The organism is Microbulbifer maximicatervae (SeqCode) (assembly GCF_052468095.1).
In genome coordinates this window covers 2,290,481-2,307,336 of the sequence record NZ_CP174332.1, presented here as the reverse complement: position 1 = coordinate 2,307,336, position 16,856 = coordinate 2,290,481, and the positions used below count along the sequence as shown (strand labels likewise).

Here is a 16,856-nt window from a genome sequence, read left to right as displayed (position 1 = left end):
TCTTCAACTTATAGATATACGCGCAATTGGTTGAACATTTATATCTTTTGTTAACTCCTGGAAAGATATAACAGGAAGCTCATAGAACTCTGTTTCTATTAGCTTTCTTACATAACGACGTATATCCATGGCAATAAGCAAAACAGGTTTTCTCTCCATCTGTAAACTATCTCTGGTGTATACAGCGAGCTTCTCGGTAAATCGTTTTGTTACCGAAGGATCTAGAGCTAAATAATAGCCTGCCGAAGTTTGTCTAATGGCACTACGAACACTATCTTCCAACTCCTGATCCAGTAGGTAGCAAGGAAGTGTGCTATTTCCCCCAGAATACTTAAAGCAAATCTGACGCTTTAAACTACTACGCACGTATTCAGTTAACTGCACAACATCCTTTTCTTTCTGTCCCCACTCAACTAGCGCTTCTAAAATAACCCTCAAATTTCGAATGGATATATCTTCTGACACCAGTCTCTGGAATACCTCACTAAGTCGCTGAATAGGCATTACTCGCTCAACTTCTTTGACTAACTCGCCAAAATGCGGCTCTACTCGCTCCAACAAGTAACGAGTTTCCTGTATCCCAATAAACTCCTCTGCATATCGGCGAAGGATGTAGGCCAAATGGTAAGTAATGATACGATTGAACGAAAAATAGGACAGATGATTAGTATCCAGTATTTCAATCTGCTGATTGCTTACCCACAAACTTTCGATGTCAGGCAAAAACTTGTCCTCTTCACTAAATTCAATACCCGACATCGATAGTTGATCTTTAGGTTCAGTTATCAAAACACAGTCCGGCATCAATCTTCCACGCCCAACAGGTACCTCCTGATTCAGGATGTAGTATTCATGCTCGCTAAGATTTTCATTAAATCGTAAGTGGACACCGGGAAATGGTACCCCTAAATCCAAGTAGAGTGCTTTTCGTACGCGACTTAGTTCTGCATTCAATTCTGTAGCATCTAAAACACCCTCAAGATCAACAGAGACATCAACTAAAAGAGGCACTGTAATAGAGAATTCATCTCTGCTGCTAGCAGCTGTTCGGGATGATATTCGTTTTGCTTCTGCCGTTGCAGCCGCTGCAGAGGCGCCATCTTTTGCCAAAATTTCTGGTAGATTCTCTTCATGGATTCTATTTTTAGTGGCCAACCGTGCTAAGAGGAACCCTCCTCCTCCAATCAATATTGCCAATACAATAAAGATTTTAGTAGGAAACCCTGGTATCAAAGCCAATCCGAATAGAAGTGCGGATGACATATAGAGAGCACGAGGGTGTGCTGTGATTTGAGAACCTATAACCGTGCCCAGGTTTATATCTTTACTCTCTAGCTCATCTTCTGTTGACGTCACGCGTGTGACAATCATGCCAGCGGTCATCGAAATAAAGAGCGCAGGAATTTGTGCTATTAACCCGTCACCTACGGTGAGAATAGAGTACATTTCCAGGGCTTCACCAGTAGACATTCCGTGCTGGGTAGTTCCGATTAAAATCCCACCTATGATATTGACACAGATGATAATAAGACCTGCTATTGCGTCTCCTTTAACAAATTTCATCGCGCCATCCATTGACCCAAATAGCTGGCTCTCACGATTTAATGATTCCCGCCGATCCCTTGCCTCTTCAATATCAAGCATCCCAGCTCGCATATCACCATCGATACTCATTTGCTTGCCGGGCAAGGCATCCAGGGAGAATCTAGCACTCACTTCAGCAACTCGTTCAGCACCTTTCGTAATCACTAAAAACTGTACAATAGTGATGATAAGGAAAATAACCAACCCAACCACCAAGTTGCCGCCAACTACGAAATTCCCGAATGTAGTAATAATATCTCCAGCATCTCCATTCATAAGAATTAATCGTGTCGTCGTGACCGATAACGCTAAACGAAATAGTGTACTAATAAGCAGTACTGCAGGGAATGCACTAAACTCCAATGCTGTTTTGATATAAACAGATAGCATCATTAGGAGTACCGCGATAGCAAAATTTATTGCTATTAACGTATCTACCACTCCTGTTGGCATTGGCAATATCATCATAAATATGATGGCGACCAACAATATAGCCAGGGCAAGGTCAGCTCGCCGACTAAACGCAACCAATACATTTTTCATTTACTAGAAGGGCCTTCATTAATAAAATTCAAATAACTTCTACGTGCTAATTTTGAGGCATCAGAGTTTCCGGATTTCCAATGTGCTTCACTCAAACAATAATATATTGCGGCTGACTGTTCCCGACTTAGATTGCACGTCTTCAGAAGCTCTCTGGATTTTGACTCCAGATTTTTAAGGTCATTTAAAGACATCCATGCTTTGCACAACATAAGCCCGGTTGGTAAACTTTTTCCGTACAAAGTTTCAATAAGTAACAGTAGAGCGACTGCCTTATTTACATCAGCATAGTCTAGTTGCAATTGCGCTTGCGTGAGTATCCAATCTCTCATAACGCTAACTTAGTCTAATAAAACTTGTAAACACTTTAAGACTCAAACTTTTTTAAGTAGATTTCTTTGAACTTGATTTTTCAATTCCAGCTCCGCTAGCTCAATGAATATCTGTTCACACTTCCCCCTTAGTTCTGTGTCTAGTTTGTCCTCTAAATTTCTTATCCATTCCACAGCCTCCATGGCCTGTCGTTCCCCCTGACAAACGTCAAATGATTTCAATTCAGACCTTTCAGGGCTACATACTTTATCCAATAGCCGTTTACCGTTTGAACGCTTGAACAGTTCAGACAGATGCGACGGAGCCGCGTGGTTGTTAAAGAATATGATACGTGTGGCTGACGGTGTTTTAAGATTTTCGGGCTCGTGCTCTAGGTATGAGACCTTAGAGATTCCACCTTGGAAATTTAGCGTGTGCTTAGTCTTGTCAGACAACATGACTTAATCCCCTAAGATGCTTTGATTTACTTGGCGGAAGTTATTTAGCGCCGCTTCAAAATTGATAAAATCCAGGTTTTCTCTAAGAATTACCAGCCTGAGAACAATTTTATCTTCATAAATATGCCCAGTAGGGGACAATGAATTCTGATTGCTATATTTGTTAGCTTCTAGAACATGCTCTATAGTATCATCATCTACTCGATGCTTTACCCCCAATGATATGAGCAATGACTCATCATGAGGAAAATAGTTTAACTCAAGATTTCCAATATTATTAAATTCCAGCTGGAGGTAATTCTGAGCAAGCTGTCGTTTGTCGATCTCGATACTATAAGCGGAGAATACACGTATCAGTATTGCTTCAATCCAGCCGGGCATATGCTGATTCCCTCCGAGCGAACAAATCTGTACATTTAAATATTGCTTCAATACATTGATTTTTTTGCTCAGCATTACCATAAATATGATTAGGCACAAGACTTACTATATGTTTAATTTGCACTCCTAAGATATTAAGTTTCGCTAGGTTTTTTATTTTTAAATTACTCGCAATTTTACTAACATCGGAACTTTCCACCCAGCTTTTCTTTTGTAAAGATAGGACCTCATTTAGAAGCTTACTTGTTAAACTTCTCTGAGTATTTGCTCCAGTCATGGGTTGCTCGAGTATTCTCGCAGTCTCTCGGCAGGCATCAAGTAATGCTAACAAAGTCTTCAACTCGCTCATATTTCTCATTACAGAGATGAGCTCTGAGTTCTCAATATTCCGGCCGCCTCCATGATATTGTGAAGAAAGCTGCCTATATAGCTCTCCAGCTCCAAGATCAAGATAGTGATCTCCAAATTTTTCTCTAAGATCACAAAGTACATTGAAAATATTACCAAAGCTAATTGAGTGCTCCGGTTTGGTCAGATCACTTAATTGGTTTTCATCCAGTCCTCGTTGCTTCGCGGCATCCAAAGTACCATTGGCCAATACACCGGCTCTGAATTCCAAAGACGTTGATATCGGGGCTAGCTGCCTATCAAGCTCAATATATATTTCAGATATACTGGGAACAGTTCTATTAGAATTTTCAAGCTGCTCCCTGAGAGAAAGCAATGCAATCCCTTTCTCCGTTATATCTGATGAAATAAATTTAGAAAACGTTCTAATCTCTTCAATCACTTCCGACTTGTTATGACGATTTTGTTTAATTGCTGCTGCAATTTCACTAACTTTGTCGACTTGATGTTGGCTGAGCGCTGATTTCGATAGCTTTTTTACATCCAAGCCATCAAAGTCTCGACGGGACTCTCTAGCTCTGCTACGGTTTAAATTTTTATATTTATGTAAAAATGAAGAAAACTCCTCCAAACTATTACTTATAGTTTGAAACATCGTTTTACCTGTTTGAGCAGGCTGTATTTCTCTACTTACACTGTCAATAGCTGTGGGTTTTTCGACAATGCGATTTACTCCAATTGACTGACCGCCCTGAGAATTCATCAGAATACCTTATTTATCAAACAAGTAGGTGGTAGTTAGGCATTTGTATTATTTCCTGCATTGATTAGACTAGTAGAAACTCTATCACTAAATAGTTTCTTCAATGCTCTCTCTAGAAATCCTCTCTCTTTCAAAGTAAGACTTCGAGAATTCAAGCCAATAGAAAATTCCCCCAGCTCAAAAAAATTCACTTCAGATACATCTAAACTATAAGTCGTCAGGAAATAACTTGAGGCATGATCGATTTGTATACCAGAGATACATAGCGCATCAATTTTTCTACTACTAAGCATATCAAGGCATTGATTAACTGACTTGCAATTAATGAATGATTTCGAATAAGCATGTGAGCTTAACAAATTTGAATTGACAGCTAGCAGAGGATCTGGCCGTATATATCCAACCGATTTTACTTTAGAGAAAAATACATCCTTATTATATGTATCTATGAGACCTTTCCGCTCAGTTAGTGCCAGGTAATGAAGAGATAACTCTTCTATTGAAAATGATTTCCAGTTGGTGACTTGCGAATCGTACTCAATGGTGTTTGAAGCGCTAATCACTATATCGTAATTACCCAAAACCAACTCTTTTTTGAGTTCACGAACAGAAAGGAAATCGATAGAAAAAGGTGCTTCGTCTTGTAAAAATTTGTCACTTGGAAATAGAATTTCTGCAGCCTTTTGTGTCACGGCATTGTTGGCTTGCACACCTATACTTAGGGTTTGAAACAAGTCTTTCTCATTTACTGATTCACTTACGCAACCACATAACATAGAGATACTAAGTAAATGAACAAGGAAACCTCTTAAATACACTTCTGCCTTGCCTCTGAAGGTGATACGCCATACTTTGACTTATATAATTGCGTGAAATAGGACTGACTGGAAAATCCACTTTCCAGGGCAATATCTACTAACCGTTTACTTGTCGTACGTAATTGAATATTAGCGTGCCTGAGTCGTCTCTCATTAATCCATGATTTTGGGGAAGATTCACTAAATACCTGACTAAACATATTCTTAAACGAAGTCAAACTCATACCGATATTCTTCGCATAAGTAGCTATGCACCAGTTTTTTGTAACGTTAGCCTCCATGAATCGTCTAAATTTTTCCTGAACCGGGTTTACCCGATTCAGCAGTTCGTCAGCGAGTATTTGCCCCTGATCACTCTTTAATTTCAGCAATAATAACTCTTCTAACTTGAGGGCATTCAATCCCTCATCATCTAACCGGCTGAACAACCTAAAAGAATCTAATGTCAGCCGTGTCAACTCACAACTCGGAAAGACAATCGGATCTTTGCCTTTCGGTAAAACAGATTTAACCATTTTAAGCGCCTGCTCCTTACGAAACAGCGCGTTATCATACCTTTCATAGAACCTGGTCAGCATTGCTGCACGAATACCTACACATATTACAACAATATCCTGGTCTTTTAGGTTGTTGCTTAATTCAAAATCTTCATCAGATCCTGCAAGCCAAACCTGCCCTATTGTCAGCTCAAAATTCGATTGATGATATCTAATTCCAGCAGAACCGGTCACCATCATGACCAAATTCACAAAAGGTGAAAATGTGAGCACGATAGATTCTCCACGTGGAATTGAGAATGTTTTTAATTCAAAAAGATCGCCACAATGTTGGCAATCAATAGCCACTCTACTGTTTCTGAATCCATCTTGTCCCTTATAGGAGGGAGTATTCATGTCTTTCACTTCTCTTTATGAAATCTCTACCTATTTATGCTCACATTTGATTTTAATTACACCTCGGAAATCATCTAAACTATCGACTTTGATAGTGCGTTTATCGTTGAGCTGTGATGAGAATGAAGCTCATTAATCATCGATGAGAATGTACTTGTCAGATTGTCAACTAAAGCAATATGCGCATTAGCTAACTCTCCATCTTGTTTATCGATATTCATTTCGGCATCCAACTCTACCTGCCTCGCCTGCAATAGTGCTTGAAGTTCCTCCGCTTCAGCATTGAGCCTATCTATTTTTGCTTCTAAATTTTTCTGTACGGCCGCTGCAAAATGTTGACCGCTACCCGCCCCTCCTGAACCACCACCAGCTAGGCTAGCGACCCCCATAACTCCGCTCATGATACCCATCCCCATTTTGAGGTTCGCTGCTTGAAATCGTAGATTTTTGACTTCCTCCGCTGCTTCGATAATTTCATCACGCTTCGCCAATGCAGTGTCAAATTGATCAATATATTTCTTGATACGAATCGAAGTCTCACTTTCCCTCATCTCTCGAAAGACAGACTTAAGATTATTATTAAGCGTATTTATCAGGCCGTAGATATGGTTGTTGTGAGAGAAAGCATTAAGAAACTTTTGTACATCATCTGATTCATCGAGCACCGGCTGGTAGATATCAATAGCATCTTCAGCTTTGGTTATTGACGCCTTTGCCTCTTGAGGGGGTCCCTCAACCTCTCCATTGGAGTCGATCTTTGTTGAGCGAAAAGTAATACCGGGACCGAAACTAACATTACCATCTACTGAACTCATAATTTTCCTCCTTAAACAACTGAAATATTTAAACCTATCAAATTTGCCGCTATTAGAAAGTTGACTTCCTGCTCTTTAGTATCTTCTTTAGTCCGATCATCCACTACCACTGCGGAACTTTTTATGGTAGCTTCAGTTATCACTATATATATATTGTTTAACCTATTCCTTTTCCGCTAGTCCTGCGGAAACCACACCAAATTTGAAGAAGAAAAATTTTTTGCTTTGTCTAGGAGTTACCCTTGAGAAGCACTGCACATTCTTCCATTTTGCCTGATCAAAATCTTGAATAAACAGATATCTGTAATTCTCCGCTCACCAAAAAATTACTCGGCCTGATTTCCTTTGGCGAGGTCAATTCGGCTGTTGAAATATCAACTCTGACGCCGACTTTGAATCCAAACATATTGCCAGCCATATTTTTCTCTTTACTTAAACCCTTGTGATGTAATTCAACACAACTAACTTTCATTGTACTCATAGCTCTGAGAGGCTTTAGTAACTACAAAGACATTAGTCTCAATTATCAGATTAGTGTTTTATTACTCATCTAAGCGCAATTATTTGGATTGCTCATTGTTCACCTATGGTACGTAGTCGTGAACTTGATGCTTTAGATTTCTTGCACATTTTTTAGATTTTAGGCATTTTTTTCGTCGGAAATATATTTCCCGGATGTGGTATCAGATTAGCCACAGAACTCGCTTACTACTTCATTATTGAACTTATTAGGCAACTCTTTTGATCAGCGCTAAAAGCCAAAAATGTGAACGCCATCTAAGAGTAAATTCAAACTCATCCACAGCTAGAACCAGTTCGCAAACGTGATGGTATCCATACCTTTTTACCTTTGACTACTGGCACTCTAAGAATATAATTCTGCCAATATCTTACTTCTTGCATTTTAGTTTCGTAATTTTCAGGTTTAAAGTTAAATATAGTGCTACCCGTTAAATCGATTTATCATTGGTCTTCAGTCGTTAACTATCCTCGGCCAGTCCAGCTTTTCGCTAGTAAAACTGATTACCGTTTGGGCCACCGTTTGAACTACCGTTGGAATTACCGTTTTCTCACCACCAAGTAGTGAAGTGAGGCCAGTAACGTTCCAGTCGACAGAATAGGATTGTCACAGTTCGAGACCTGCACTGATTACATGCCTATGAACTCTCAACCGTCAGCCATGACTCATACAGCCCCACGTCCAGCGTACTCATTCTTTCGCCCCGAGTTGCTAATGGCCCTCTGAATTATTCAGTAGTGAGGTAAGGTCTACTTATGTACTCTGCTCAGGTGTTCTCATCATCTTGTAAAGTCTGGCTCCGGAGTGATCACAGGTCGTTCAGATATTACCCAGTGCATGTTTGGAACCAGGTTGATTCCTGTCTCTACCTACATTGGTAGGCAGATAGTCAAAGGAGCGAGGAGCTGTTTGACCTTAACCTGAGGTGACTGGCAACAAAGCTATTTGATTCAGAACTGTTACTCGATACCTAGAAAGCCATTCATTTCCGAGCCCTCCCCAGGATCGACACTTAGTCGACTGTGTAGCTCTGGCTGCAAGGGAATTAGATAGGCATACAATGGGTGATATCCTGGCTTGATCTATGTCACTGTCCGAGACCCGGGTTCAAATTGAGGTGCTTCCCTTCCCTGTCTCAGGAGGAGCGCGTCTCATAGGGGGTGGCATAGCTTGCGAGTGATGCCGCGGTAAGCTTACGCTCAGCGTGCAAAACAGCCTTCAGCAAAACTGCTAATCCCATTTTCCATCAAGTGTCAACACCAAGGATGAACAGGGCTCTTTTGTGGAGCTCATGGCCAATTTCAGTGCACCATAAAAGGTGAGAAGCTAGCCAAAGATATCTACCTAGAGTCGAACTCGTAGATTAGAGGGAAGGAACATTTGAAAAGGCATAAGGGTCTTCCAGCTACCTGATGGTCAATAGAGGCGATTACCCACGACCTACCCTCCCAATAGCAGACAAAAATGTCGGATGAACATAGCGGTACTCCCCTCCAGTGGGGAGTCGCCCTTCCGGTCAACTTGCTGTAGCCCTGGAATTTACGGTGGATAAACAGATAGCTGTGAGGTATTTTACGATATGGAAGTCGACTATTTGCTAACTCAGAACTTTGAGAGTAAAGGCTGTTTTACCCTTAAGCACTCCAGGTTACCGATTACTCCTCCACGATTATTTTCTATATTTTTGCATTTAGTAGGCATTTCTAACGCCACCATAAGTAGATTAATTTTCATACTGACATACAGTTTGGCTCAATTACAAATTGGCTCAAAATTATCGCTAAACTGAGCATTTAATCAGTTAAAGTGTTTACTGTGCTTGGTTTTGCAGTTACTACCAGACACTATCTTTCCATATGTTATTGCTGGACAGTGAAGATTCTGCGGAAATTTCAGCGAATTTCACTTTATAATTTTAATTTACAATTACACTTCCTCAGATTTATCACAATAAGAAGTAAAGTGGTGCAATTATCATATCTTGCTGCCCTGTAAAGATATTCTTGAGTCCCAGAAAACCCCGATTGATATTAGCCATACAGAAACAATTGGGGTCTCAATTTAAAAGAAATAAGGCCTGAATTTATACCCTAAAGATAAAAATGACCAATACTTATAAAATTTCTTAAAAATCTAAAATTTAACACTTCCATATCAGCTAGCCTTATATAATACTACTAAGCCTACTCAATGAAGCAGTAAAAACCTACATGACAATTAAGTAGCAGTATAGTATCTAAAAAATTAGAGCTAGAGAGGATTGGTCTTTAAGAATGCGTTGATTCTGAGTTACATCCTATTAGATAGGAGAGCCTTGACCCGCATGACCAAATTAACAAATGGAAACAAAAGTTCGGTGATACCGCCGAAAAATACTATCAAGGGCTAATTCACATATGCCTAAAATTACTATGTTGAACGGTGCAAATACAACAGTAACGCCAAGTACCGATAATAAAGGGGCTTTACATTCAGACAAGAGTCCTCAAAAGACTACAAGCGAATTTGCTCAAATTCGAGAATCAGCGCGTTCTAATGTTGATGATGCCTTCAGAAAAAATTTTTTCCCTGCTCCTAAATCTATTGGCAATGTAGATTCTCGTTTAAATTTTGGCGACCCAAAGCAAACTTTTATTCATTTCCTACAGCAACTCAGTGTAACAGTAGCGGAAAATAATTCATCCTCTGCATCAGAAAAAATCGAGCAGATAAGCATGATGATTCAAATGGCCGAACGAAAGATAGGCGGCAGTGGGTGATCCCTCAGGTTTAGCATTCCTATTTAATGTATGCCAAATGCGTCAGACTAGCTTAACTGCCTATATCCCTTATAGACTTCACATAGCTATTAGGTGGCTATTATAGCGCCCCTGATATACACAAGCTATAATATCCTAGGTACACCCTTGAGGAGTCATTTTCCAGCTTGATTTCAGTTGACCTTTCTCTATCTAATTTCATATTTAAAATTAAACAACTGAAAATGCTGACTTTGATCCTTTAGGGTTTCAACAGGACAAAAGCCGATTGCTAGCTAAAAGAACTACCAGCCAACTAACAAAAGATATTAAGAAAGATAAATTTTGGGATAGGGATTTGAGTGACGCACGTTCAACTCAGCTAACCCTTCAGTTGAAATACCAATACAAAGATAATTCTCTCATTGACTTTAATTCAAAATTTGAGTCGAAACCATTAGGGTAAGAATCCCAACAACCTCCATTCAGCAAGAGAACACCATATAGAAATTAATGATATTCAAATCTCAGATACAATATTTGACGCCAAATAGTATAATATTTGCAAACATTTAACCCTGTTAAAATAGTTATTATATAAAATATACTGGTATAAAGAACTTATAAAAGGTCGACTTCTCGCTAACCGGAGCCTTGAATTGCTTCTATGGTTTTAGACTATACATTGCTATTCTTAAATGGCATATCACTGCCAACGATTATACTCAATAGCTAAACTAGCTTGCTGAATTAATTCGAAAAGTAAGGCTGGTTTATTTTTCAAAGAAAAGAACGCCTCCAGTCACCTCCCTCGGAAGTATTCCAGTGAAGTATTTTTGACCAAATGGGGCGGGCTCTACATCAGAAGAGTTGCCATATATCAAATAGACGAATATCAAATATACAGAAGCCAGAAAGACATCCTGATGAAGCATCCGCGCGATAGTAGCGCTAGATGTTACACGAAGGCAGCTATTCGCTACCTTCAAGCTCGGGAATTAGGTTCATACCTTTTATAGATGGGCGCATTAATCCTCGAGCTACCTTTCTTTAATCAAAAATCTAGCCATGAGAAAGATAGCCTTCTTGGTTTTAGCACCAAATATTTGACATACTAGGGGCCAACAGTCTTTCTGGCCTCAGGTTTTTGATAGGAAAATGCCCTTTATTTATTATTCGAGATAAATTTACGCACTTCCTCAACAAACACGCTTGAGGCTGATTCACGTCCCAGCAACAAATGCCCATCACTCTCTAGACCAACAAAGCTGGCGTTAGGTATGCTGGATGCAATATCGCATGCTGACTTTACCGAAATCCTCTGATCTCCTAGAGAGTGAATAACCAATGTAGGAACTGTAACTCTCCTTAGCTGATCGCGAACATCAATGCTACCAAACACTGAAAGAAAGCGAACTGCATTTTCTGGAGAGGTTGTTAGGCGTTGAAACTCGTTGAACCAGGCCAGCTCGTTTGCATTAGCACTTGGCATAAATGTTGAGGAGAAAATTTGCCTGTATGCAGGGTTATCTTGTCCCCAGCCAACTTTCGTAAGAGTCATTACCGCTTCTCGCTCTTTAACAACAGACTCTGTAGCTCCAATACGCCAGCCGGCTGCGTAGCCACCAAACAGAATAAGTTGCTTTACCTTTTCAGGATACCTTACGGCATACTCGATAGATACAGCAGCCCCTTGAGAAATACCAAGCAACGTAAACTTATCAACGCCACAGGCATCAACAACCGTCTCAAGATCTGTTACGAATGACTCAAAAGTAATATTGTCAACATCCCAATCTGAAAGACCATTCCCACGCTCATCATAGCGTATAAATCTATGGTCTAAAGACAGCTCTCGAAACAAGGGGCTCCAAATGGGAGAGTCCCAATCATACTCCAAGTGGCTCAACCAATTAGCAGCCTTTACTATCGGGGCGCCCTTTCCTATCGTTGCATACGCGATTCGGGCACCATCTGCAGCGGTACAAAACTCAATTTTCTGACTAGTGAGAAGTTTGCGCTCGAGAAGCTGTTCATTGACAGGGGGCAGGCCGGACTCTTCCTCTGCTGGCGCACAAGGTGACCAGGCAATTCCGGCCTTTCTAAACCTTTCCGCCAACTGTGATCTTATTCTGGCCAGTTCCTGTGTTAGCCCCATTCTCTCCAGCTTTGTCAATAGCTGAGTGGCAGCAAGAGAGTTGTATGGCTCAAGACTTTCCCAGTATCGCGCCCACCTCAATTGCTCGGGAGGTGATATCTCAGGGTGAGACGACAAGCGGGATAGTATTTTACCGCGCAAACGTCCCACTTCCTCCCGCTCAGCGAGTAGCCACTGCTGGAATAACTCTTGGTCAGGCAGATCTATCCCCTCAAGAAATGGCTCCTTTAGTTCAGAATTGATGGCCTTTAGGTCATCTACTGATAGGTCTGGGGTCTCAAGCTGACAAGCTATGGATCTAATATCAATTAGAATGTCATCAGTATCCAAACTCACCCTCTCACGATCCGCAATCAGCCGGTTTATGTCGGGGGTGTTGACAATAGGACGTATTTTACTTAGTGACCACCTAAGAGATGCTCTTGGATCATCAGGCAACTCCCAGAAGATTTCACATAATCGATCACGACGATGCGGTCGTGCCGCCAACGCTAAGAACGCGAGAAGTGCGCGTGTCCTTTTAGACCGGGGAAGACTAACCCGATCTCCATCACGATAAACGGTCAGTTCTCCAAGTAATTGGATTGTTATACCCATAACCTAAATACTTACTTATTAATACAATAGTGCTCTAAACCAAATGAGTGAAGTTTCAAGATCAATGTGAGTACACTCACTATAACTCCGAACACAGCAACCAAAACCCCTGGCGCAATTAACTATTTAAGTTCATTAAGCTAAAGGTATATGCATATTATATTCTCAATCACATTGGTTAGCCGCCGATAGGCAGGAGTATAGGTGAGAAGTAATAACGACATAAATATGGAGCACTGATCCGGGTGCCAACCTACTAAAGATGAACCCATCTGGCACCTAATTCTAGCACTTGCCACACAAATATGATACACGCCAATTAGATTGATATTTAGTCAATACTTCCGGCCAAGTGTTGCCAAACCCGTACTATCATGACTGTGAATATACGTCTCTCTATTATGGTGTGAATCCGTTCGGTCGCTGAATTTTGCCTAACGTTATTACCAGGCCAGAATGTCATCAAATATCAACTAAAACTTGGGTGTCCCGAAGACCTAGAATTGGCAGATATAGACAACCGCCTTATATCTCTTCGTTGCTTTTCCGTTTATTAATTAGCCACCACTGAAGAAATACATCAACCAGTACTGATTGCACCTTTAAGTTACCTATATTGCTTTAGCTCTGCCCGAAGCCGAGATAACTTCATAAAGTGGGCTCCTCTTAACGAGATTTCCTCACATCCACCCACCGGCCGAATCAGTGTCTGGTATACGAGTTGACGTGGGGCACAAATTATTTGTAATTTTGCACTATTATAAAGTTGACAATGAGCATAAATAACCAAAAAAATTGATTACTAATAGGAAAATAAATTCAGTTCAATATCGTCCCCATTGTATGGCCCATCGGGTAAGAGTTCTAAGGAACCTCTGAATGACTCCATAATATCCTTGGCTTCCACAACGACACTCATTGCCAAGGAATGTAGGCCTTTCAAGAGGCCCCATTGCAGAACATTAATACTTTGCTAACTCACGGGGTAGCCCTTGAAGGCTACAACTTCTTCATTTTAGTCTTGCTCGCGTTACGGCCGTTCGCGGTGAGCTGCACTTAGTATCTATAGACTTAGTGTTCACCATAGATGTTGTGAAATTATCAGAGACTCCCTAGGTATCTAGGATTTTACGATAATACTGTCTTCCATTTCTGCCTTCTTTTTTGCCTTATCACGAATTAAGTTCTCTAAATCGTCAACAAGATTTTCATTCTTGAATTTCCTACTTGGCAGTCCATCAATATAAATTGCATGGCTCGGAGTTCCACCAGCCAAGCCAATGTCTGCCTCCTTAGCCTCACCGGGCCCATTAACAATGCAGCCAATTACTGCAACATCCAATGGTGTCGTAATATCCTCCAATCGAGCTTCAAGCTCATTCATAGTTTTAACAACATCAAAATTTTGGCGTGAACAACTTGGACACGCAATAAAATTGATGCCTTTAGAGCGTAACCTTAGACTTTTTAACAAATCCCACCCAACTTTTACCTCTTCAACAGGATCTGCTGCCAACGACACTCTTAAGGTATCACCAATTCCATCTAATAATAGCGCTCCTAACCCGATCGCTGACTTAACCGTACCTGATCGTAATCCACCTGCTTCCGTAATACCAAGGTGAAGAGGTTGATCAATCAGTTGAGCCAGTTTTCTATAGGCAGCAGTGGCCATAAAAATATCAGATGCTTTGACGCTCACTTTAAAATTCTGAAAGTTAAGCCGATCGAGGATTTCAACATGACGAAGGGCTGACTCGACCATTGCATCCGGCGTTGGTTCCCCATACTTTTTCTGAAGATCTTTTTCCAATGACCCCGCGTTAACGCCTATACGAATCGGAATATTTAGGTCGCTCGCCTTATCAACTACCTCGCGGATACGTTTCTCTCGACCAATATTACCCGGATTAATGCGCAAGCAGTCGACACCTAAATCTGCCACTCGCAATGCAATTCGATAGTCAAAGTGAATATCTGCCACCAGTGGAATGGATACTTTCTTCCTGATTTCACCGAAAGCTTCAGCAGCTTCAAGACTTGGTACAGACACTCTTACGATATCTGCCCCGGCTTGTTGTAATCGAAGAATTTGTGCGGTAGTAGCGTCCACATCACAAGTTTCTGTGTTTGTCATACTTTGCACAGAAATCGGGGCTCCGCCACCAACAGGTACATTTCCCACCATAATTTGGCGTGATACACGTGGAACAATAGGTGATTCAAACTTCATCTTTCTAACCTGTATAAAAACATATAGATTAATATTAGCAATTAACCAATTTATAAACGAAGGTACTTTGGTACAGTAACATCAGCAAATATAATTGCTTCATATAAGAATAAATAGTCATCTATTACTCTAAACAATAAAAGTCAAATTAACTTTATATTTTAGGCATTTTTTTTTAGAAAAATATAAAACTGTGATACCGCTGCATTCAAACAGGTATTCATGTAACACCTAAACAACAGCATGAAAATCCTTCTAGCTATCAGGTTATTCAGTCAGCCATAAGCTTCTTTTTAGCAAAAGTATCCTATATTCCAATCAAATTAACTTTGAATATAGTTGTAGTTTGCCAAGTAATAAGTTTTCTGCGAGTTATACCGCACCAACTCTAGCCTTAAGAAAAATTACAATCAGGGCGCAGTTTTTCAGGAATGTCTAGGTCCTCAAGAAGCCGAAATACGGAGCATAAATCGCTTTGAAAGCCCTGCAGAGCAGGCCTTGGAAGTTACACCTTTCCCTTTGTAGCTCTTACAAAAAGCTAAGACCAATCAAGACGAACTTTGACTAATGTTTGCAGCTTTCATGGACGCTTTGACATCGCGGAATCATTCGAAAACCCCAGATAAAGATATCCGCCATAATGAGCAACCGCGCTATAGGCTTCAACATTGATACCCAACAATCACCACAGAAATAAATTTATAAGAATATGACCAATAGTGATATATTCAACTCTCTCGTTCATAAAAAATCTCTATGCTAAAGGAGATTAATTATACCAAATTCAGTCACAGACAAATCAGGGTCGTTACCTTTCCCTTCCTCACAGGACGTTCACAACACTCAAGCAACACAGCTGGTAGATTCAATTCATGCAGGCCTTTTTCTACGGCATGTGGAACATGCAAGATGCTTTTTTAAAATTATCCAACCCCTTCTCAACCTAAAATATAAATTCTAGACCCAATAATATCCAATCAATTTCCAGCAACTCCAAAGCTGCAAGTTTAAACAAAGACACCCACAAAAAAACTGAGTTTTACGCCTTCTCGACCTACCCCCACATAGGGAGCGGCATCAAATGGGCACAAAAAATATAACTTAAGCAGATGTGATACAAACTCTTATTTCACCAATAGATGTGTATGAACAGGAAAAAATTGATCACCTTACAAGCTTCTATTTCCCCAATAGTTCTGAAGAAGTGTCATCAGACAAAAAAGATTCAACCAATCGCGAGGATCAGGCTCCACCAAACAAAAATTCAATTCGCTATTTTATGACAAAACGCAGAAAACTTAAAAGAGAAACAAAAATAACTTTAACCGATTTACCTGCGAACATGTCACTTTCTACACAAAAAGCTATTCAAGAAATTGTGAATTACAGAAAATCTAAGGGGAACGTGCCCAGTATTCCTCTTAATGAGTACAAGGCAATATTTATCAGAAATGAATTACCATTATCTTTTGAAATCTATCCACACAAAAACGATGGCATAGACATAGTGATGCGCCCTATTCTTGAACCCAATCAGTTAAAACAGAAAAAATATACCAAAGTATTGTGCTGGATGGATATGACTAAAATATAGATCAATCTGGCAGTGGGCCTGAACAAGTAAATAGCAGCAGCAATGAAGTGAAGCATAGAAGAAAGGCATTTAATATGCTTTTTGATCAACGAGGAATTCCT

At 40.3% G+C, this 16,856-nt stretch carries 11 protein-coding genes; 2 read left to right on the top strand and 9 right to left on the bottom strand.

What is annotated here, in order from left to right:
• Positions 1 to 3 precede the first annotated feature (3 nt).
• The 7 genes from sctV to ACJJIL_RS09780 form a co-directional block, all read right to left on the bottom strand.
• Positions 4 to 2,127 carry a type III secretion system export apparatus subunit SctV gene (gene sctV / locus ACJJIL_RS09805; protein WP_445361831.1) on the bottom strand — a complete coding sequence of 708 codons (2,124 nt, stop codon included), beginning with the start codon at positions 2,125 to 2,127 and terminating at the stop codon, positions 4 to 6.
• Between the two features lie 374 nt (positions 2,128 to 2,501).
• Positions 2,502 to 2,897, bottom strand: a complete 396-nt coding sequence (locus tag ACJJIL_RS23505) for a hypothetical protein (protein ID WP_507021885.1) — start codon at positions 2,895 to 2,897, stop codon at positions 2,502 to 2,504.
• 3 nt (positions 2,898 to 2,900) lie between these two features.
• Complete coding sequence (locus tag ACJJIL_RS09800; RefSeq protein ID WP_444933243.1) at positions 2,901 to 3,278, bottom strand: hypothetical protein; 378 nt, start codon at positions 3,276 to 3,278, stop codon at positions 2,901 to 2,903.
• Positions 3,262 to 4,389: a TyeA family type III secretion system gatekeeper subunit gene (locus ACJJIL_RS09795; RefSeq protein WP_445361830.1), complete on the bottom strand. Its 1,128-nt coding sequence runs from the start codon at positions 4,387 to 4,389 to the stop codon at positions 3,262 to 3,264. Before ACJJIL_RS09795 ends, ACJJIL_RS09800 begins: the two co-directional genes overlap by 17 nt.
• Before the next feature lie 35 nt (positions 4,390 to 4,424).
• A complete protein-coding gene (locus ACJJIL_RS09790) occupies positions 4,425 to 5,123 on the bottom strand; it encodes a hypothetical protein (RefSeq protein WP_445361829.1) in 699 nt (232 codons plus the stop codon).
• 74 nt (positions 5,124 to 5,197) lie between these two features.
• Positions 5,198 to 6,100: a helix-turn-helix transcriptional regulator gene (locus tag ACJJIL_RS09785; RefSeq protein WP_444933246.1), complete on the bottom strand. Its 903-nt coding sequence runs from the start codon at positions 6,098 to 6,100 to the stop codon at positions 5,198 to 5,200.
• A 74-nt stretch (positions 6,101 to 6,174) separates the two neighbouring features.
• Complete coding sequence (locus tag ACJJIL_RS09780) at positions 6,175 to 6,915, bottom strand: hypothetical protein (RefSeq protein ID WP_445361828.1); 741 nt, start codon at positions 6,913 to 6,915, stop codon at positions 6,175 to 6,177.
• Positions 6,916 to 9,831: 2,916 nt separating this feature from the next.
• On the opposite strand from ACJJIL_RS09780, the gene ACJJIL_RS09775 reads away from it, so the two are divergent.
• Positions 9,832 to 10,194: a hypothetical protein gene (locus ACJJIL_RS09775; RefSeq protein ID WP_444913839.1), complete on the top strand. Its 363-nt coding sequence runs from the start codon at positions 9,832 to 9,834 to the stop codon at positions 10,192 to 10,194.
• A gap of 1,144 nt (positions 10,195 to 11,338) precedes the next feature.
• Here the strand turns inward: ACJJIL_RS09775 and ACJJIL_RS09770 are convergent.
• Positions 11,339 to 12,928 carry a bifunctional AfsR/SARP family transcriptional regulator/alpha/beta hydrolase gene (locus tag ACJJIL_RS09770; RefSeq protein ID WP_445361827.1) on the bottom strand — a complete coding sequence of 530 codons (1,590 nt, stop codon included), beginning with the start codon at positions 12,926 to 12,928 and terminating at the stop codon, positions 11,339 to 11,341.
• A 1,120-nt stretch (positions 12,929 to 14,048) separates the two neighbouring features.
• The gene (gene ispG / locus ACJJIL_RS09765; RefSeq protein WP_445361826.1) at positions 14,049 to 15,161 is read right to left on the bottom strand and encodes a flavodoxin-dependent (E)-4-hydroxy-3-methylbut-2-enyl-diphosphate synthase; all 1,113 of its coding nucleotides are present in this window, start codon (positions 15,159 to 15,161) and stop codon (positions 14,049 to 14,051) included.
• 1,111 nt (positions 15,162 to 16,272) lie between these two features.
• Between ispG and ACJJIL_RS09760 the strand changes: the two genes are divergently transcribed.
• A complete protein-coding gene (locus tag ACJJIL_RS09760; RefSeq protein WP_445361825.1) occupies positions 16,273 to 16,755 on the top strand; it encodes a hypothetical protein in 483 nt (160 codons plus the stop codon).
• Positions 16,756 to 16,856: the final 101 nt, after the last annotated feature.

Coding starts and splice junctions, on each gene's coding strand:
- ACJJIL_RS09775 (WP_444913839.1), top strand. CDS start 9,832: ATGCCTAAAATTACTATGTTGAACGGTGCAAATACAACAGTAACGCCA.
- ACJJIL_RS09770 (WP_445361827.1), bottom strand. CDS start 12,928: ATGGGTATAACAATCCAATTACTTGGAGAACTGACCGTTTATCGTGAT.
- ACJJIL_RS09800 (WP_444933243.1), bottom strand. CDS start 3,278: ATGCCCGGCTGGATTGAAGCAATACTGATACGTGTATTCTCCGCTTAT.
- ACJJIL_RS09785 (WP_444933246.1), bottom strand. CDS start 6,100: ATGAATACTCCCTCCTATAAGGGACAAGATGGATTCAGAAACAGTAGA.
- ACJJIL_RS09780 (WP_445361828.1), bottom strand. CDS start 6,915: ATGAGTTCAGTAGATGGTAATGTTAGTTTCGGTCCCGGTATTACTTTT.
- ACJJIL_RS09795 (WP_445361830.1), bottom strand. CDS start 4,389: ATGAATTCTCAGGGCGGTCAGTCAATTGGAGTAAATCGCATTGTCGAA.
- ACJJIL_RS23505 (WP_507021885.1), bottom strand. CDS start 2,897: ATGTTGTCTGACAAGACTAAGCACACGCTAAATTTCCAAGGTGGAATC.
- ispG (WP_445361826.1), bottom strand. CDS start 15,161: ATGAAGTTTGAATCACCTATTGTTCCACGTGTATCACGCCAAATTATG.
- sctV (WP_445361831.1), bottom strand. CDS start 2,127: ATGAAAAATGTATTGGTTGCGTTTAGTCGGCGAGCTGACCTTGCCCTG.